This window comes from Mucilaginibacter jinjuensis, assembly GCF_028596025.1.
Taxonomy (GTDB): domain Bacteria; phylum Bacteroidota; class Bacteroidia; order Sphingobacteriales; family Sphingobacteriaceae; genus Mucilaginibacter; species Mucilaginibacter jinjuensis.
Genome location: NZ_CP117167.1, coordinates 5,881,643 through 5,901,927, shown reverse-complemented (window position 1 = coordinate 5,901,927; position 20,285 = coordinate 5,881,643). Strand labels below are relative to the sequence as shown.

At 44.3% G+C, this 20,285-nt stretch carries 12 protein-coding genes, 2 tRNA genes and 3 rRNA genes; 12 read left to right on the top strand and 5 right to left on the bottom strand.

The annotated features are described in order from the left end of the window. The 3 genes from PQO05_RS25535 to PQO05_RS25525 are packed head-to-tail and all read left to right on the top strand — an operon-like array spanning position 1 to position 6,346. Positions 1-2,769 carry a TonB-dependent receptor gene (locus tag PQO05_RS25535; protein ID WP_273630335.1) on the top strand — a complete coding sequence of 923 codons (2,769 nt, stop codon included), beginning with the start codon at positions 1-3 and terminating at the stop codon, positions 2,767-2,769. Positions 2,770-2,774: 5 nt separating this feature from the next. Further along, positions 2,775-3,965, top strand: coding sequence for a DUF4249 domain-containing protein (locus PQO05_RS25530; protein WP_273630334.1), 1,191 nt, complete (start codon positions 2,775-2,777; stop codon positions 3,963-3,965). 5 nt (positions 3,966-3,970) lie between these two features. Further along, entirely contained in the window at positions 3,971-6,346 is a 2,376-nt protein-coding gene (locus tag PQO05_RS25525) for a hypothetical protein (protein ID WP_273630333.1), read from the top strand. Positions 6,347-6,420: 74 nt separating this feature from the next. Here the strand turns inward: PQO05_RS25525 and PQO05_RS25520 are convergent, their stop codons facing one another. The 3 genes from PQO05_RS25520 to PQO05_RS25510 all read right to left on the bottom strand — a co-directional run bounded on the left by PQO05_RS25520 (position 6,421) and on the right by PQO05_RS25510 (position 9,091). Then, entirely contained in the window at positions 6,421-6,972 is a 552-nt protein-coding gene (locus tag PQO05_RS25520) for a uracil-DNA glycosylase family protein (protein ID WP_273630332.1), read from the bottom strand. Between the two features lie 139 nt (positions 6,973-7,111). Further along, positions 7,112-8,209 (bottom strand): DNA polymerase IV, encoded by a 1,098-nt coding sequence (gene dinB, locus PQO05_RS25515; RefSeq protein WP_273630331.1) that lies wholly within the window; start codon positions 8,207-8,209, stop codon positions 7,112-7,114. Between the two features lie 168 nt (positions 8,210-8,377). After that, positions 8,378-9,091, bottom strand: a complete 714-nt coding sequence (locus PQO05_RS25510) for a DUF92 domain-containing protein (RefSeq protein ID WP_273630330.1) — start codon at positions 9,089-9,091, stop codon at positions 8,378-8,380. 58 nt (positions 9,092-9,149) lie between these two features. Here PQO05_RS25510 and PQO05_RS25505 point away from each other — a divergent pair, with 58 nt between their 5' ends. From PQO05_RS25505 to PQO05_RS25490, 4 genes are all read left to right on the top strand, one after another. Next, entirely contained in the window at positions 9,150-9,836 is a 687-nt protein-coding gene (locus PQO05_RS25505; RefSeq protein ID WP_273630329.1) for a class I SAM-dependent methyltransferase, read from the top strand. 2 nt (positions 9,837-9,838) lie between these two features. Then, positions 9,839-10,207, top strand: coding sequence for a helix-turn-helix domain-containing protein (locus PQO05_RS25500; RefSeq protein WP_273630327.1), 369 nt, complete (start codon positions 9,839-9,841; stop codon positions 10,205-10,207). Positions 10,208-10,261: 54 nt separating this feature from the next. After that, positions 10,262-11,002: an SDR family oxidoreductase gene (locus PQO05_RS25495; RefSeq protein WP_273630325.1), complete on the top strand. Its 741-nt coding sequence runs from the start codon at positions 10,262-10,264 to the stop codon at positions 11,000-11,002. 113 nt (positions 11,003-11,115) lie between these two features. Continuing rightward, on the top strand, positions 11,116-12,420 hold the full coding sequence (locus PQO05_RS25490; protein WP_273630324.1) for a DEAD/DEAH box helicase: 1,305 nt from the start codon (positions 11,116-11,118) through the stop codon (positions 12,418-12,420). A gap of 97 nt (positions 12,421-12,517) precedes the next feature. On the opposite strand, the gene PQO05_RS25485 is transcribed toward PQO05_RS25490, so the two are convergent. Continuing rightward, positions 12,518-12,736 (bottom strand): VF530 family protein, encoded by a 219-nt coding sequence (locus PQO05_RS25485; RefSeq protein ID WP_273630323.1) that lies wholly within the window; start codon positions 12,734-12,736, stop codon positions 12,518-12,520. A gap of 961 nt (positions 12,737-13,697) precedes the next feature. Here PQO05_RS25485 and PQO05_RS25480 point away from each other — a divergent pair. The 5 genes from PQO05_RS25480 (at position 13,698) to rrf (ending at position 19,185) form a co-directional block, all read left to right on the top strand. After that, positions 13,698-15,219: ribosomal RNA gene (locus PQO05_RS25480) — 16S ribosomal RNA — on the top strand. Between the two features lie 239 nt (positions 15,220-15,458). After that, a tRNA-Ile gene (locus PQO05_RS25475) sits at positions 15,459-15,533 on the top strand. A 94-nt stretch (positions 15,534-15,627) separates the two neighbouring features. Continuing rightward, positions 15,628-15,704, top strand: a tRNA-Ala gene (locus tag PQO05_RS25470). Positions 15,705-15,953: 249 nt separating this feature from the next. Beyond that, positions 15,954-18,834, top strand: a 23S ribosomal RNA gene (locus PQO05_RS25465). 239 nt (positions 18,835-19,073) lie between these two features. Next, a 5S ribosomal RNA gene (rrf, locus tag PQO05_RS25460) occupies positions 19,074-19,185 on the top strand. The 16S, 23S and 5S rRNA genes sit together here with 2 tRNA genes alongside, the layout of an rRNA operon. A gap of 497 nt (positions 19,186-19,682) precedes the next feature. Here the strand turns inward: rrf and PQO05_RS25455 are convergent. Then, entirely contained in the window at positions 19,683-20,234 is a 552-nt protein-coding gene (locus PQO05_RS25455; protein ID WP_273630322.1) for a carboxymuconolactone decarboxylase family protein, read from the bottom strand. Between the last annotated feature and the right edge of the window lie 51 nt (positions 20,235-20,285).

Sequence of the window (20,285 nt, the reverse complement as noted above, 5' to 3'; positions counted from 1 at the left end):
ATGAAGAAAATCTACCTGTCACTTTTGTATTTATTGTTTAGCTGTACTTTATTAATGGCGCAAAGTACAAAACCAATCAGTGTTGATTTTAAACAGGCAACTATTGATGAAGTAGCGGCCGATCTGCAAGCAAAAACCGGCCTTCATTTTTATTACGATGCCGCCCAGTTTGATAGCCTGCGCGTTACCCTGCAACTAGCAGATAAACCACTGGCTACCATTCTTACCCTGGCATTTGCCAATACCAATTATCATTTTGCTATCAGTAATGAGCACGACGTTTTCCTGACCCGCGAGCGCCAGCTACAGCCACAGCTTGCCGCAGGATTTTATAACAAAGCCACAACAGCAAACGGAGGTGCGGCAGCTGTGGCTATAACCGATTATACCGCAGATATTGCTGAGAAAAAAGTTACCGAGGCTACAACAGAAAACAAGCTTTACGAGGTTGGTATAAAAACCAATAATATCAAAGGTGGCAGTGTTACCCTGGCGGGCTATATCCGTGATATTAAAACCGGTGAGGCCGTTATTGGTGCGAGTGTGATGATAGCAGGTTCTAAGAATGGGATCGCTACCAACCAGTTTGGCTATTATTCTATTGTATTGCCACGGGGCCGCAATATCATTAATATTAAAGCTTTGGGCATGAGCGATACGCACCGCCAGGTTGTAATGTACTCTAACGGAAGCCTTAATATTGATGTGCGCGAGCAGGTTACCACGCTGAAAGAAGTGAAAGTATCTGCCGATAAAGTAGCTAACGTGCGCAGCGTTGAACTGGGTGCTACCCGGCTCGATATAAAAAGTATTAAGCAAGTACCCGCCGTTTTTGGCGAGGCTGACGTGCTGCGGATTGTGTTAACATTACCGGGAGTAACCTCGGTAGGCGAGGCTACCACAGGTTTTAACGTACGCGGCGGCGCGGCCGATCAGAATTTGATTTTGCTGAACGAATCGACCGTTTATAACCCTGCTCACTTCTTCGGTTTCTTCTCGGCCTTTAACCCGGATATTGTTAAAGATATCGAACTGTACAAAAGCAGTATCCCCGAAAATTATGGAGGCCGGCTTTCGTCAGTATTACAGGTAACAGACCGCGAGGGAAATAAAAAGAAATTTACAGGTTCGGCCGGTATTGGTTTGCTCACCAGCAGGCTAAATGTGGAAGGCCCGATAGATAAGGATAAGACATCCTTTATTTTTGGAGGAAGGACTACCTATTCGGATTGGTTGCTGCATTTATTGCCTGATGCTTATAAACATAGCAGCGCATCTTTTTATGATCTTAACCTGGGCATTAGTCACCAGATTGATGAGAAAAATAACCTGTACTTTACCGGCTACATGAGCCACGATGCGTTTAAATTAAACAGCGATACCACTTATAGTTACAGTAATAAAAACGCAGCTATAAAATGGAAGCATACTTATAGTAACAAACTGTTCAGCCTTATTTCTACCGGGGTTGATGATTACCAGTACAGCGTAAGCAGCGATGCCAACCCGGTTGATGGGTATAAGTTGAACTTCGACATCAGGCAAATCTACCTTAAAACAGATTTTACCTATTACCTGAGCCGCAAACACACACTCGATTTCGGCCTAAGCTCATTGTTGTATCATGTAGAAGGCGGCAATTATACACCGGAAGGAAGCGGATCATTAGTGGTACCCCAAATGCTGGAGCCCGAGCATGCACTGGAAAGCGCCCTTTACCTCGGCGATAAATTTGATGTAACCAACAGGCTGTCTTTTACCGCAGGGATCCGTTATTCATTATATAATTATCTGGGCCCGCATACGGTTTATGATTATGCACCCGGACAGCCTAAAACAGAAAATACCTTAATTGATAGCACGGCCTACGGCAAAGGCAAAAATATCAAGACTTACGGCGGGCCCGAGATCAGGCTATCAGGCCGGTATAACTTTACCGACGATTTTTCGGTGAAGGCCGGTTATAATACCTTGCGCCAGTACATCCACCTGTTATCAAACACTACGGCTATTTCGCCAACGGATGTTTATAAACTGAGCGACCCTAACATTAAACCACAATATGGCGACCAAGTATCACTGGGTTTATACAAAAACTTTAAATCGAACACCATCGAAACTTCGGTAGAGGTTTATTATAAACGATTAAGGGATTACCTCGATTACAAGAGCGGCGCTGTATTGGTAATGAATCCGCATATTGAAACCGATGTGCTGAACACTCAGGGCAAAGCTTATGGTATAGAATTTCTGATCCGCAAAAATGTAGGTAAGCTGAACGGTTGGACCAGCTATACCTATTCACGCACCTTCCTTCGGCAGGACGATCCGAATGCAGGCGAGCTGATTAATGAGGGGAATTACTACCCGGCAAATTATGATAAGCCACACAACTTCAACTTTACCGGTAATTATCGTTTTACCCACAGGTACAGCATGTCGTTAAACCTGGTATATAGCACCGGTCGGCCAATTACGTTGCCAATTGCCAAATATGAATATGCTGGTGCCGAGCGGGTTTACTATTCCGACCGTAACGAGTACCGCATCCCAGATTATTTCCGTTCCGATTTTTCGATCAATATAGAAGGTAACCATCGCGTGCATCAGCTTACACACAACTCGTGGACTATCGGTGTTTACAACTTAACCGGCCGAAAGAATGCTTATTCAACCTATTTCACATCAAGTGGCGGCACTATCAATGGCTATCAGCTATCCATATTTGCCACAGCCATACCATTTATAAACTATAATATCAGATTTTAAGGACGATGAAAAATTGCTGGAAGATATTATTTGTACTACTTATAACAAGTGCGATAGGGGCTTGTAAAAAACCATATTCGCCCACTATTATAACCCAGGCACCTAATTACCTGGTGGTAGAAGGCTTTATTAACAATGGCGACTCAACTACGATTAAGTTAAGCCGCACCGTACAACTCTCTGACACGGCCAAATCAAAGCCCGAGCTTGGGGCTGTTATTTTAGTAGAAGATAATTTAAATAATCACTACCAGCTTGCAGAGATAGGCAATGGGGTGTATAAAAGCGCTGTTATTAATTTAAGTAATGCACAAACCTGTAGGCTGCATATTATTACGACAGATAAAAAAGAGTATGCATCAGACATGGTGGAGATTGATAAAACCCCGCCAATTGATACCATTACGCATGCTGTTATTAACAACGGCATACAAATGATGGTATCTACCCACGATGCTGCCAATAAAGTGAAATATTTTAGGTGGGACTTTACCGAAACCTGGGAATACGGCTCATATTATAACAGCCGCTACAAATATGTAAATGGCGCTATAACTTATATGACCCCGGACGACTACGACAATATTTGCTGGATCAATGGTAACGGCAATCAGATTCTGGTGGGTTCGGCCGAGAATTTGAGCCAGTCTGTTATCAATAACCAGATCATCACTTTTGTAGATGAATCGACCGGTAAGCTTGCCCTGGGTTACAGTATATTGATAAAACAATATGCACTAACCAAAGAGGCTTTTGAGTACTGGCAAAAACTGAAAAAGAACACCGAGCAATTGGGCAGCATATTTGATGCCCAGCCAAGTGATTTAAAAGGTAACCTGCATAACCTTAACGATGCCAATGAGCCGGTAATGGGCTACATCAGCGCCTCAAACACAACTAACAAAAGGTTTATAATTGGGCATAACAGTATACCGTTATATACACCTAACTATTATCCACCGCCCAATGAATATGGTTGTGTGGTTGGCCATTTACCATTCGACCCAGCCGATACTTATAATGATCGTTTAAACAGGCTATACACACAAACCGACTCTATTATTTATACAACATATGGATCGGGGCCGGTTACGCTGGGGTATCAGTATGCTTATGGCGGTTGTGTGGATTGCCGGTTAAAAATACAAGGCGGATATAATAAAAAGCCAGCTTATTGGCCGGATGTTTTACCATAATAGCTATGAGAAACAGGATACTTCATATCGCCGTAGTTTGTGCATGCCTTAATTTAACAGGTATGTTAAATGCAAGCGCGCAGGTAAATACTATTGAAACCAGTTTTAACCAGTATCAGCAAAAAAACCTGCACGAGAAGTTGTTTGTGCATACCGATAAAAGCTTTTACCTAACCGGCGAAATATTATGGGTTAAAGTGTACGATGTAGACGGTGCAACTAACAAGCCCTTAAAAATTAGCAAAACAGCTTATGTTGATGTGTTGGATAAAGCCAACAATCCGGTAATGCAGGCCAAAATTGCGCTGAACAATGCAAGCGGCAATGGATCGGTATACATACCTGTTAACCTGGAAAATGGCAATTACAAACTGCGGGCTTATACCAGCTGGATGAAAAATTATAGCCCTGATTATTACTTTGAAAAGCAGATCAGTATTATAAACCCGCTAAAATCGCCCGAACAATCAATCGCGGAAGCACCGGTTATTAATTATGATGTTCAGTTTTTCCCGGAAGGGGGGAATTTATTAAGTGGCGTGGCCAATAAAGTAGCGATAAGGATAGTAGGTAGCAATGGTAAAGGCGCAAATTTAAAAGGAGCAGTAATTAATCAGCGTAATGATACCGTGGCCCGTTTTCAGCCTGCTAAATTCGGCCTGGGTAGTTTTATGCTTTCGCCGGTTAAGGGTGATACCTATCGTGCCGTAATTAAACCGGGTAATAAGAACATAGTTAAAGATTTCCCAGCAGTTGCAGACGAAGGCTATGCCATGCAATTGAGCGATGATGGTGCGGGCAAGTTGACTATTAAGGTAAATACTAATGCTACGGGACAGATTTACTTATTCGCCCATGCTGCCCGGACGGTTAAAGTGGCAGAGAATGTTTATTTAAATAATGGATCAGCAACATTTACCATAGATAAAAGTAAGCTGGATGCCGGTATTACCCACTTCACTATATTTAATAGTAACAAGCAACCGGTTTGCGAACGCTTATATTTTACAAGGCCGAGGCAGAAGTTAACGGTAAAAGCCAATGCCAATCAGCTATCCTACGGTATCCGCAAAAAAGTAAGCATTGCCTATAATTCCCAAACACAGGATGGTAAGCCGGTAACGGCCGATTTATCGATGGCTGTTTTCAGGATTGATTCTTTGCAGAAGCCGGAGCAGTTAGATATTCAAAGCTATTTATGGCTAACGTCTGAGTTACGGGGAAACATCGAATCGCCTTCTTATTATTTTGCTAACGCGACTGCCGAAACTGATGCTGCCTTAGATAACCTGATGCTCACCCAGGGTTGGCGGCAATTTGATTGGAATAACGTATTAAGTAATACTGCACCATCTTTTAAATTCTTGCCTGAGTATAATGGGCACATAATTGTAGGCAGGATGACAAATATTGCCGATAACACACCGGCGGTAGGGGTAATTGCTTATCTCGGTATTCCGGGCAAACGGGTGCAAATGTATCCTGCCGTAAGTGATTCAACAGGGCACCTCTTGTTTAATACCCGCGATATGTACGGGCCGGGCGAAATTATTGTGCAAACCAACACGCAGAAAGATAGTACTTACCATATCGAAATACTCAGCCCTTTTTCGGAGCAATTCTCAAACACAACTTATCCAGCCCTGCAACTAAATACTGCTACACAGCCATTGCTAGAAAACTACAGCGTGGCTATGCAGGTACAAAATCTGTATTCGTCAGCTAAAATTAAGCAGTTTTATGCCCCGGCTATTGATACCAGCGCGTTTTACTTTAGGCCCTATAAAACTTATATGCTCGATGACTTTACCCGCTTTACCACTATGGAAGAGGTGTTGCGCGAGTATGTATCAGAAGTGAATATTGTGAAGCCGAAGAACCAATATCATATTAAAACGTTAGCAGAAACCAGCTTCTTAGGCAGCGACCCGATGGTATTGGTTGATGGCATCCCGATTTTTAATACCAACAAAGTAATAGCAATGGACCCGCTGAAGGTGCGTAAACTGGAAGATGTACGTTCCCGTTACTTTTATGGCCCAACTGCATTAGATGGTATTTTTAGCTTTACCACCTACAAAGGTGACATGGGCGGCGTAGAAATTGACCCGCGCGCCGTAGTACTTGATTATGAAGGCATGCAAATGCAGCGCAAATTTTACTCACCGGTATACGATACCGATGCCCAAACCAACAGCCACCTGCCCGATTTTAGAAATGTACTTTACTGGCTGCCTACCGCCGGCACAGGTATCAACGGTAAAAATGAGGCATCGTTCTATACTTCAGATCAGCCGGGTAAGTATATCGCTGTTATACAGGGCATTACTGTCAATGGTGAAGCCGGGATGGGGTATGTGAGTTTTGAAGTCTCTAAATAGTAGCAGTGGCGAGTGGCAGTAGCAGTTTCCTTTGTTCAACAACTGCCACTGCCACTAAAAAACTGCTACTAACCTTACGGTCTTAAGCAAGTTTTCTGCAATACAATGGTATCAATCCATTGCTGTTGTTTCTCTTCGCTGAAAAATTTGGCAGGAGTTTCAAGTTTACACATCCTGATATCTTTGGCATGGCAATGTTTGGCAATGGTAACAACCTGGCCGCGCATGTTGGCAATGCCGTTAAAGGTTTTGCGGGTAAAGTAAACTGCTTTTAATTTGGGCAGGGTATCAATGAGGGTAATAATATCTTTCCACTCGTGTACGTGAGTGTCTTCAAAAGCATCGTCTACATTGCCATCTTCACCTTCGGGGATTTCTAATGAATGTATAATATCGGCAAAGTCTATTTTGTGCTCAGCCATAAAAGCTTGCTTGTCGGCAAGCGGCGCATCTTTAAGCGAATCGAGTTTCCAGCAAATGGGCAGTAAATGCCACAAGAAGTTGCGGGGACGGCCATGAAAGAAATCCGTCTTATCATCAGTATCCGGACTAAATGTACCCAGGATCAAAATCTCTGTATCTGCACTAACCTTGTGATCCCTGAACTTGTGTAATATAACCGGCATAATTTCTCTGATTTACTGAAAGGCGCAAATTACGAAAGATATATTATAAAGGAGGGTTGTCGGTTTTCAGTTGTCGGTTGCCTGGATTTAACGGTGTTTGAATGTCATTATCAAATTGCCGAATCAACAAATCGACAAATTAAAACAACCTTAACTGCCCGTTATTCTCCTTAAATGCAGGCGATACCTCATTAAAGTTAGATAAGGAAATCCCCAACAGGCGGATCTTCTTATCTTGATCTGTCTGTGCCAGCAGTTGTTTGACAGTTTGCACAATCGTTTCCAGGTCAGCAATTGGGGTAGTGAATGATTGGTTGCGGGTGATCTGTTTAAAATCGCTGTATTTAATTTTGAGCGTAATGGTTCGGCCTTTCAATTCATAGCGCTGCAGGCGCTCGACTACTTTAATAGCCAGTTTATCCAGTTCGGCGTGCATTTCATCAATGTCGGCAAGGTCATAAGCAAAGGTATCTTCGGCACCCATCGATTTGGTTTCGCGGTGTGGTTGCACAGGGCGGTTATCAATACCACGCACTATTTGATAATAGAATCGTCCGGCTTTGCCAAAGTGGCGTGTCATCTCAGCCTCGCTTAATTGTTTCAGGTCAAAACCCGTGTGCAGGTTCATGCCTTTCATTTTTTGCGCGGTTACTTTACCAACGCCATGAAATTTCTCTACCGGCAGTTTCTCCATAAAACTTTCGATAGAGGAGGGGCCGATAAACTTCAGCCCATCAGGCTTATTAATATCCGAGGCAATTTTGGCCACAAACTTATTGATAGATACCCCTGCCGATGCGGTAAGGTTTAACTCATCTTTAATGGCCTGTTTAATTTGCTGGGCAATTTCAATCGCCGAACCAATGTTTAGTTTATCCTCCGTAACATCCAGATAAGCCTCATCCAATGAAAGTGGTTCAATCAGATCGGTATACCTCGAAAATATTTCGCGGATGTGGCGTGATACTTCTTTATACTCTGCAAACCTCGGCCTTACAAATATGGCGTGGGGACAAAGTTTCTTAGCCACTCTCGCCGACATGGCAGAGTGGATCCCATACTTCCGCGCCTCGTAACTGGCAGTAGCCACAACACCCCGCCCATCCGGCGAACCGCCAACAACCAAAGCCTTGCCGCGCAATTCAGGATTATCCCGTTGCTCAACCGAAGCATAAAATGCATCCATATCAATGTGGATGATTTTGCGGTGGGTGGTATGTTCGGGTTGCTCGGTCATTAATTGTTATAAACTCAGTTTTTTTCTCTCTGCTTACGTTTTACCCCTTATTAACATTGCTGCAAATTGCAGGAACAGTAGTATTCCCCTAATTTAGGGGAAAGCAGAGGCAGTGCTTTAGCAATAACTTTCATAAGGGGTAAAAATCTTGAATGATTACAAATTCTGTTACATCATCTTCCACAACAATAAACACACCACAGCACCAATCAAGGTATTTAAAAAATTAACTACATTATTACCTATCAAATTTTTGCGTTCCAACGTTGCACCTAAAACAGAATCGGCCAGGTTGCCAATGGCGCCGCCAATCATAATCCACAAAAAACTAATACCCCACCCAAAGCCGATAGAATAAACTAAGGCAATTAGTGCTGCACCAATAATACCTATTAAGGTGCCTTCCAAACTTACAACGCCGTCCAGCCCGCGCTGGTCTTTCTTAAAAGTAATAATGTTGTAAAACCGTTTGCCGTAAACAGTACCCAACTCAGAAGCCAAAGTATCTGCAGTTGCGGCGGCTAAACTGCCGGCCATCATAATGCGGTGGCTGACTGCAGCTTCTGGCATACGCCAGATAATAGCGCCAATGAGTGCAGCTACACCTCCGTTGGCAATAACCTGTCCGGCGGTTCTGCGGCCTTTGTCTTTCTCGGCAGCGCCAATTTGTTGTTTGCTGCGTATTTGCCAGCCGGTAGCGCCCGATCCTAATATAAAGAATAGTGTAAGCATGGCTATGCCGGTTAATCCTGCGCCCTGGTAAATAAGCAGACCGGTTATTCCACCGGTTATGGCTGCTGGTATGGTGAGCTTTTTAAAATATATGCTCAATAGCATTCCAGCTATCAGAAAAGTATACACGGCGTAATTTTGAATGGGCATATTTTAAATTATATCCAAATATAAAAATTGAATGCCCTATGCTTATACCTTTGTATTAATGAGCGACATTTTAGGCCAGGCACTGCACGGCTACCATCATCAAAAAGCTAAACATAAACTTTGGATCCACAACCAATACGGCCCCAAAGAGGAAATGCCCATTGCTATCTATTTTAGGGAAGAAGATGACATGCCCGATTTAGAATGGCTTGCCGTTGAGCAATGCCGCGGCAAGGTGCTCGATATTGGCGGCGGTGCCGGGAGCCACGCCTTGTTGCTGCAGGAAGAAGATATTGATGTAACTGCGATAGATATTTCACCGCTTTCGGTAGAAGTAATGAAGACCCGCGGCGTAAAACAAGCCCTCGTAGCAGATATTTATACCTATAACCAGGGTAAATACGACACGTTGTTATTGTTGATGAATGGTATCGGCCTGGCTGGGAACATCGAAGGTCTGAAACGCTTACTTGCACACCTTAAAACCCTGATGAACGAAGATGCCCAGCTGCTATTCGATTCGTCCGACATTACCTATTTATATGAAGGCAACCTGCCCGCAGAAGGTTACTATGGCGAAATAACTTATCAATACGAATACAATCAACAAAAAACAGATTGGTTTAATTGGCTTTATATAGACGAGCACACCATGCAGGCTATTGCCGAAGAAATGGGTTTTACCATGGAGGTGTTAATTGAAGATGAGCACGGACAGTATTTGGCGAGGCTGACGGTTAATTAATAATGGCACCTGTTCTGCAACATACCCGTCCCGAAGAAATCACCCGTGATTTTTTGTACGAAGTGGATAAACACCTGCAGGATATTGTTACGGGTAAGGCAATCGAAATGTATGAGATAGAAACCTTTGCCGATTTGCTGCATATACACCCTACTCATGTGAGCAATACCATTAAACAATATACAGGTAAATCGCCCTGCCACTTCTATCAGGAAAAAATTATGGAAGTGGCAAAGCAGTTGTTGACTACTACAGATCAATCGATCAGGGATATTGCTTTTTTGATGACTTACGATCCGTCAAACTTTAGCAAAGTATTTAAACGTTTTGTTGGCGTTACGCCTAAGCAGTACAGGACTGCAAATACTTAAATCATCACCATTTTAAAGAATTACTGGTGCCGAGCTTTGTAAAAAAGTTAGTTAATGAAAAATTCGACAGTAAAAACCGCCATTGTAACCGGCGCATCAAGGGGTATAGGCAAAGCTATCGCCATAAAACTGGCAGCAAATGGCTACCAGGTAGTTGTTAATTATGCCAATAGCGAAGCCGAGGCACAGCGGGTTGTAGCGCAAATTGAACAAGCCGGAGGCATAGCCATTGCTGTACAAGCTGATGTATCAAAAATTCAGCAATTTGAGAATCTCTTCGATATGGCCGAAAAGACCTATGGCCCGGTTGATGTGCTCATCAATAATGCAGGTGTGTCTAAATTAAGCCCGATTGCTGATAGCGATGATGATTTGTTCGACTATCTCTTCAATATCAACGTTCGCGGCACGGTTAACGGGTTAAAACTCGCTGCGAAAAGATTAAGCCAGGGAGGTCGTATCGTTAATTTTTCGAGCACCGCTGTCGCTACATCAACACCAGGTATGGGGCTATATGTAGGTACAAAAGCTGCGGTTGAAGCTATTACCAAAGTATTTGTGAAAGAATTACGGGGCCGGCAAATCACTGTAAATATGATTGCGCCGGGATTAATTCAGTCCGAAATGTTTTTCGAGGGTAAAACGGCAGCACAAATTGCACAAATGGAAAAACTATCACCATTAGAACGTTTCGGTAGTGTTGATGAGGTTGCCGATGCTGTAGCTTATCTTGTGAGTGAAGATGCAGGTTGGGTAAACGGACTGCTAATTAGGGTTAATGGTGGGGTTGCTTAACGGCTAACCTCTTGATATTAAGCCACTATTTTAAACCAATTTCAGTCAAAAGCTAAAAATGCGCCTTAAAAAGGGTAAATTTGTCGCCCCTCCGGGATTTTAAAATACAAGATATGGCGTGGTTAGATAAATTGAAGCTGAAAAAAGGATTAATACAATCATTAAACGAAGTAGGTTTCGTAGCTCCTAAAGAAATACAACAAAAAACACTGGCCCGCATTATGGGCGGGCAGGATGTAATTGGCGTTGGCCCCGAAGGATGCGGAAAAACCACCACCTATATACTGGCTGCACTCAATAAGTTTAATTATACGCCCGATGGCGTACCGAGAGTTTTGATTTTGGTGCCCGATAAAGAAAAGGTTGAAGAGGTTATTGCCCAGATCAATCAGATCAATAAAAACAAATCGCTCAGGATAGTCGCCCTGTTTGCAACTCCGGGTATAGAAGCCCAGATGGATGCCATGGCCGAAGGGGCCGATATTGTAGTGGCAACACCCGATCGTGCACGTGCCATTTACCTAAAGTTGGGGCTCGATGTAAATAAGATAGAACTACTGATTATCGATGATGCCGAACTTGTTGTTAAGCAGGGCCTGCAATTGCCGGTGGTTGAACTGGCAAACAGTATCCCTAAATGCCAGCATCTTGTTTTTACAGAGGTAATCCATGATCGTTTAAACAAAATGACTGCGCCTTTTATGAAACAGCCCGCCATTGTTGAGGTTGAAGAAGTAGGAGAGCCCCTGTTTGATACGCATCCGCAGCTGTTATACCTGGTACCCAACTTCGGCACCAAAGTAAACTTGCTCAACCTGTTTATGCAGGATGAAGACCTGTTTACCAAAATAGTGCTGTTTGTAAATACCCGCCCAACAGCCGAGAAATTATACAAAAGCCTGCACGACCGTAAAACTACAGTTGGTTTATTAAATCCGTGGTTTTTCGAGATGAATGGTTTTGAATCAATCTATGATTTCAAGAGTGTTGATACCCGGGTGTTAATTGTGGTGAATGATGCAGAACAGAAACTCGATCTGGATGATATTCCCTTCCTGATCCATTTTGAACTGCCGGTTGAAAAGGAAACTTACATCGATCGTATGATCAATGATTCGCCCGAGGTTGAAGATGAAATCATGGCCATTACCTTCGCGACTGATCTGGAATTAACGGCAGTTAAAAAGATCGAGCAAGCCACTGGTCAGAAGATCCCTTTGGCAGACCTGCCCGAAAACCTGATTATCGAAAAAGAACGAAAAAGCGGAGACGCTGCCGAAAAGAAAGCAGCCAAAGCTAAAGCCGATGAAGATGCCCCGGGCGCAGCCTTTCACGAAAAGAAAGCCAGCAATGCTAAAACCTATAACTACCGTGCAGGCTTAAAGGCTAAAATGAATAATAAGAAAAAGCATTCGTAGGTTATAGTTGATGGTTTATAGATTATAGATCAAAGAAATGATTTATAGTTTCGGTTCGTCTATGGACTATCAACTATGATCTATGAACTAAATAATATTAAAACGAGGTGGAAACGTAAAGGTCTTCCACCTTTTTTCTTGCCCAATCTGTTTTGCGGAGAAACTTCAGGCTCAATTTAACGCTCGGATCGTCATTAAAACAATTGATGCGGATGCGGGATCCCAACTCAGGCCAGCCATAATGGGCTACCAATTCATTTAAAATCATTTCTAAAGTTTTACCATGGAGTGGATTATTGGCTTGCTGTTGCATCATTTACAAAAGTACTATAAATAAAGAAGAGTGGTTTTTGGGCAATATGTTAATTAGTTGCTGCCTTTTGCACTCAATATATGATAGCTTTTATACCACTTAACATTTAATAAAGCGCCCTTCTATATATACAGTAACGTACTATTTATGTTGGATACAAAATTGGGAATGTAGTTGTTTGGATAATCTGTTGATTTTTTAGAGCTGATAAACAGCGCATTGCAACTATAGTGTGTTATTATTATACGAATGGTTTGCAAAAACAAAAAAGGTTCATACCTTTGCAGCCCGCAAACGAGATAGCGGGATGTTCATTGAAAGGGTAAAGAGGGGTTGAAAAAGAGGTTAAGAAAATGTTAAAAAACATTTCCGGATACCAAAAAAGATTCTCATCTTTGCAGCCGCTTCGGAAACGAGGCGAAGTTCTTAAAAAGGCAGATGAAAATGAGGTTAAGCAAAAGCGATAAGCGGATGGGAAACTGAAGAGAAAAGCAAATGAAAATGCGCTGATCATCATCGAAAAGAAAGCTAAAAAATTCTTCAAATAAAATTTGGAAAAAACAAAAAGCTTCTTACCTTTGCACTCCCGAAACGGGGAAAGAAAACGGAGAAAAGCTGGTGATAACCAGGGAAGTAAACGGAAAGAAAAAGCGAAGCGCAATGCCTAGCGAATGACAAATGAAAGGTTAACAATCGCAATGATTGTAAAACATAAAGCTGAACCGTGAGGGGAAGTGAAAAGTTCTTTTTTTAAGATATAACATGTAGCGAAGCGGAATGGAGATCGAAAGATTGAAGTTCAGTTTTAAGAAAACAAATCTGATAAGCTCGTAGGATACTGTATAAAGATACGAAGATGATAAGGGAAGCAGAGTTCTGGTAACGGAGCTCGGATTACCGGCCTCATCAGATTAATACAGATTTCTATTTTGAGTAATAGGGTCTGGACAAACAAAAACATTTTACAATGGAGAGTTTGATCCTGGCTCAGGATGAACGCTAGCGGCAGGCCTAATACATGCAAGTCGGACGGGATTTTGGAGCTTGCTCCAGATGAGAGTGGCGCACGGGTGCGTAACACGTATGTAACCTACCATTGTCAGGGGGATAGCCTCTCGAAAGAGAGATTAACACCGCATAAAATCACGGAACGGCATCGTTTTTTGATCAAATATTTATAGGACAATGATGGGCATGCGGGACATTAGCTAGATGGTGAGGTAACGGCTCACCATGGCGACGATGTCTAGGGGATCTGAGAGGATGACCCCCCACACTGGTACTGAGACACGGACCAGACTCCTACGGGAGGCAGCAGTAAGGAATATTGGTCAATGGAGGCAACTCTGAACCAGCCATGCCGCGTGCAGGAAGACGGCCCTACGGGTTGTAAACTGCTTTTGTACTGGAATAAACCTTTTCACGTGTGAGAAGCTGAATGTACAGTAAGAATAAGGATCGGCTAACTCCGTGCCAGCAGCCGCGGTAATACGGAGGATCCAAGCGTTATCCGGATTTATTGGGTTTAAAGGGTGCGTAGGCGGCTTATTAAGTCAGGGGTGAAAGGCGGTAGCTTAACTATCGGAGTGCCCTTGATACTGATGAGCTTGAATGCAGCTGAGGTAGGCGGAATGTGACAAGTAGCGGTGAAATGCATAGATATGTCACAGAACACCGATTGCGAAGGCAGCTTACTAAAGTGCGATTGACGCTGAGGCACGAAAGCGTGGGGATCAAACAGGATTAGATACCCTGGTAGTCCACGCCCTAAACGATGAATACTCGATGTTGGCGATATACGGTCAGCGTCTAAGCGAAAGCGTTAAGTATTCCACCTGGGGAGTACGCCCGCAAGGGTGAAACTCAAAGGAATTGACGGGGGCCCGCACAAGCGGAGGAGCATGTGGTTTAATTCGATGATACGCGAGGAACCTTACCCGGGCTTGAAAGTTAGTGAATGATACAGAGACGTATCAGTCCTTCGGGACACGAAACTAGGTGCTGCATGGCTGTCGTCAGCTCGTGCCGTGAGGTGTTGGGTTAAGTCCCGCAACGAGCGCAACCCCTGTGTTTAGTTGCCAGCACGTAATGGTGGGGACTCTAAACAGACTGCCTATGCAAATAGAGAGGAAGGAGGGGACGACGTCAAGTCATCATGGCCCTTACGTCCGGGGCTACACACGTGCTACAATGGGCAGTACAGAGGGCAGCTACCTGGCAACAGGATGCCAATCTCAAAAAGCTGTTCACAGTTCGGATCGGGGTCTGCAACTCGACCCCGTGAAGTTGGATTCGCTAGTAATCGCGTATCAGCAATGACGCGGTGAATACGTTCCCGGGCCTTGTACACACCGCCCGTCAAGCCATGGAAGTTGGGGGTGCCTGAAGTGCGTAACCGCAAGGAGCGTCCTAGGGTAAAACCGATAACTGGGGCTAAGTCGTAACAAGGTAGCCGTACCGGAAGGTGTGGCTGGAATACCTCCTTTCTGGAGCAGTATCCAAGATTACGGGTCAGATAGCAAAGCTAAAACGCGCTTTGCAACATGTTATACTTAAAAGATATTCAGATTTAGTGGTGAGTTTGAATGAGTGAGTGGTGAGTAGTTAATACTCGAAACTCAAAGCTCAAGACTCGCAACTAGATTAAAGGAAACCCAGAAGATGAAGCCATCAGGTTGGTTGGCTTTAACCAGGCATCTGGCTTACGGATGCTATTGAATAGAATAGTCTCGTAGCTCAGTTTGGTTAGAGCACTACACTGATAATGTAGGGGTCAGCAGTTCAAATCTGCTCGAGACTACAGGGGGCAAATGATAGAAGGAAGGAATGATAGAATGATAGAGTAGTAATATTCACTCATTCACTCATTAAAACATTCACTCATTAGATTTTCCGGGGGATTAGCTCAGCTGGCTAGAGCACCTGCCTTGCACGCAGGGGGTCAACGGTTCGAATCCGTTATTCTCCACCAAACCCTCCATAACCCTACCAAGGGATGGATATTGACAAAAGCCCCTTTAGGGGTTGGGGTGAAAGTTCTTTGACATATTGGAAGAAGTAATTGAATAAACTGAAACAACAGTAAGGACAGTTACGAAGTTAGAAGTTATTAAGTTAATAGTTACTCTCGCAAGAGAGCTACGAATAACTCAATAACCCAATAACTGAATAACTATCTTAATATAAAGACATACCATATCGAGCAAAAGCGATAATGGTAGAAGAAAGTAAATAAGGGTACACGGGGGATGCCTTGGCTCTCAGAGGCGATGAAGGACGTGATAAGCTGCGATAAGCTGCGGGGATTAGCAAATATGAATTGATCCGCAGATTTCCGAATGGGGAAACCTATCCATTTGAAGAATGGATGCAAATGCGCAAACCTGTTGAACTGAAACATCTAAGTAAACAGAGGAAGAGAAAACAATAGTGATTTCCTGAGTAGTGGCGAGCGAAAGGGAAACAGCCCAAACCGGCTTTGTTACGGCAAAGCCGGGGTTGTAGGACCACAATATACGATAACTTAGTGAAGCTGAATGGGGTGGGAAACCCAGTCATAGAGCATGAGAACTGCGTAAGCGTAAGCGAAGTTAGGTTAGTGGAATCCTGAGTACCGCGAGGTCGGAGACGCCTTGTGGGAACCAGCCGGCACCATCCGGTAAGGCTAAATACTACTGAGAGACCGATAGTGAACCAGTACCGTGAGGGAAAGGTGAAAAGAACCCCGAACAGGGGAGTGAAATAGAACCTGAAACCGTGTACTTACAAGCGGTCGGAGCAGACTAGATCTGTGACGGCGTGCCTTTTGCATAATGAGCCTACGAGTTACTCTTCTCTGGCAAGGTTAAGTGTTGAAGACACGAAGCCGAAGCGAAAGCGAGTCTGAATAGGGCGTGCAGTCAGAGGAGGTAGACGCGAAACCTTGTGATCTACCCATGACCAGGTTGAAGGTGCGGTAACACGTACTGGAGGACCGAACCGATAAACGTTGAAAAGTTTCCGGATGAGTTGTGGGTAGGGGTGAAAGGCTAATCAAACTGGGAAATAGCTCGTACTCCCCGAAATGTTTTTAGGAACAGCCTGGCGGTTGAGTTATTCAGAGGTAGAGCTACTAATTGGGTGCGGGGGAGTCAAATCCTACCAAATCCAGATAAACTCCGAATGCTGAATAACATACGCTGGAGTGAGGCTCTGGGTGCTAAGGTCCAGGGCCGAGAGGGAAAGAACCCAGACCATCAGCTAAGGTCCCCAAATTACTGTTAAGTTGAACTAACGAGGTCCGACTGCACAGACAGCTAGGATGTTGGCTTGGAAGCAGCCATTCATTTAAAGAGTGCGTAACAGCTCACTAGTCGAGCGGTCGGGCATGGATAATAATCGGGCATTAAACAGTATACCGAAGCTATGGATTTGCAGTAATGCATCTGGTAGGGGAGCATTCTATCGCCGGTGAAGCGTAAGGCGACAAGCTAACGTGGAGGTTATAGAAAAGCAAATGTAGGCATAAGTAACGATAAGGCGGGAGAGAAACCCGCCCACCGAAAGACTAAGGTTTCCTGATCAACGCTAATCGGATCAGGGTTAGTCGGGGCCTAAGGATAATCCGGGTGGAGATTCCGATGGACAACTGGTTAATATTCCAGTACTTTTTACAACTGCGATGCAGTGACGGAGTAGTGACACATCCGCGTTCTGACGGAATAGAACGTTAAAGGCCGTAGGTATAGGACGAGTAGTAAAGTACGCTTGTTTTGCTGAAAGCTGATAGTACAGCGAGCCTTCGGGTAAGTTGATAGTGATGGTAATCAGACTTCCAAGAAAACCTGCTAAGCTTCAGGTTGTAAAAACCCGTACCGTAAACCGACACAGGTAGTCGAGGAGAGAATCCTAAGGTGCTCGAGTGAATCATGGCTAAGGAACTCGGCAAAATGGCCCTGTAACTTCGGGAGAAGGGGCGCTGGCAGCAATGTCAGCCGCAGTGAAAAGGCCCAGGCGACTGTTTAACAAAAACACATGGCTTTGCAAAATCGAAAGATGACGTATAAGGCCTGACACCTGCCCGGTGCCGGAAGGTTAAGAGGGGATGTTAGTCGCAAGGCGAAGCATTGAATCGAAGCCCCGGTAAACGGCGGCCGTAACTATAACGGTCCTAAGGTAGCGAAATTCCTTGTCGGGTAAGTTCCGACCTGCACGAATGGTGTAACGATCTGGGCGCTGTCTCAGCCATGAGCTCGGTGAAATTGTGGTATCGGTGAAGACGCCGGTTACCCGCAACGGGACGGAAAGACCCCATGCACCTTCACTACAACTTAACATTGATATCGGCTACAGGATGTGTAGGATAGGTGGGAGACTGTGATCTGGCTTCGCTAGGAGTCAGTTAGTCAACGTTGAAATACCACCCTTTCTGTATTTGGTGTCTAACTCTATACAATGGAGGACATTGTTTGGCGGGTAGTTTGACTGGGGTGGTCGCCTCCAAAAAGGTAACGGAGGCTTTCAAAGGTAAGCTCAGTACGCTTGGTAACCGTACGCGGAGTGCAATAGCAAAAGCTTGCTTGACAGTGAGACAGACAAGTCGAGCTGGGTCGAAAGACGGATATAGTGATCCGGTGGTTCTGCATGGAAGGGCCATCGCTCAAAGGATAAAAGGTACGCTGGGGATAACAGGCTGATCTCCCCCAAGAGCTCATATCGACGGGGAGGTTTGGCACCTCGATGTCGGCTCGTCACATCCTGGGGCTGGAGAAGGTCCCAAGGGTTGAGCTGTTCGCTCATTAAAGTGGCACGCGAGCTGGGTTCAGAACGTCGCGAGACAGTTCGGTCCCTATCTGTTGTGGGCGTTGGAAGTTTGAGTGGGGCTGACCTTAGTACGAGAGGACCGGGTTGGACTAACCTCTGGTGAATCTGTTATGCCGCCAGGTGTACTGCAGAGTAGCTACGTTGGGAATAGATAAGCGCTGAAAGCATCTAAGTGCGAAACTAGCCACAAGATGAGACTTCCATTGAGGGTCGTAGCAGACTACTACGTTGATAGGTTACAGGTGTAAAGGTGGTGACATCATAGCCGAGTAATACTAATTGCCCGAAGCTTTCTTCGACAACGGATAATGTGGTTATTGAGTTAATAGTTACAGGTTAGCAATAACTAATAACCGAATAACTTAATAACCACAGAAAACCAAAACAATAAGCTGTTTAACAGTGAAAATCAATACTTCTTTCAATAATATGTCATTGTTCTTAGTGAATAGAGAATGGTTGACTAAGTGAGTAGTTACAAATGGAACTACTTAACCACTTAACTCAATCAATTACTCACTACTAACATTAAAGATATTCAGGTGCCTATATCGGCGGTGTCCACCTCTTCCCATTCCGAACAGAGAAGTTAAGCCCGCCAGAGCCGATGGTACTGCAGTAACATGTGGAAGAGTAGGTCGGCGCCAAACCTTATCAAGAAGCCTTTGCTATACAGCAAGGGCTTTCTTGTTTTATGGGGATTGGTGAGTGGTGAGCAGTTGATTAAGTGAGTAGTTCTGCTTTTAGAACCTATCAACATAGGCAACCAATCAACCATAACCAACAAACAGAACAACCAGTTATGCCCCAGATGGGAAGGGATGCGGGCGCTTAACTAACCACCATAATATAATACCAAAGGCAGCATGGGAAACCACGCTGCCTTTTTTGCTTAATGCTATGGCAAATTACCTGTACTACAATAGCTAAGACCAATGAACTATTGAACCAATAAACCAATAAACCAGTGAACCTTCACCCTAAACCTGATAGCAGCGGATACCGGCCTGGTGAATAAGGCCGGTGCAGTATGAGTGGATAGCGGGACTGTAGCTGCCTATGAAATGCTGACAGATCGTTTACTAATAAAAACCACACAAAAAGGCAGCCTTAATTGAGACTGCCCGTATATCTAACAGAAATAATATTAAGCTCCTTCCAGCACTTTAATATAGCCTTGGTGGGCAAGGCGTTCGCCCATTTCGGCGTAGGCTTCATTAGGGCCGGGCGCCCAGGTGCCTAAGTCATCTACATAACGGTTATACATACAAAAGGCTGCAGCAATTAACACGGTATCGTGTATCTCCAGGTCTGTTGCGCCTTCGTTACGTGCTGCAGTTATATCTGCTTCGGTAACGTTTTTGCCATTGCCCTGTACCTGGTGGGCTATGTGTAGCAGCGCCCTTAATTTATCTGAAACGGGGGTGTTAGGTAAACCCGCTTTAATGTCGTCGATAAGTGGCAGGCCACTATTTAAATGGGCAACGGCTGCCGCTGCGTGCGAGGTATGGCAGAAATGGCATTGATTCCAATAGGAAACGGAAGCTGCAATAATTTCACGTTCGCCACTGCTCAGGCTTGATGGGCCGCGTAGTAGAACTTCGGCAAGCGCCGACATAGGTTGTGCTGTTTCTGTTCTGTAGTCGAACAACCCGACTATACCCGGTAACTCTTCATTATGCAATTTTATGTGCGCCATAAGTTTATTATTAAAGGTTATATATAATTGGTAATTATAATTTACTGCTGA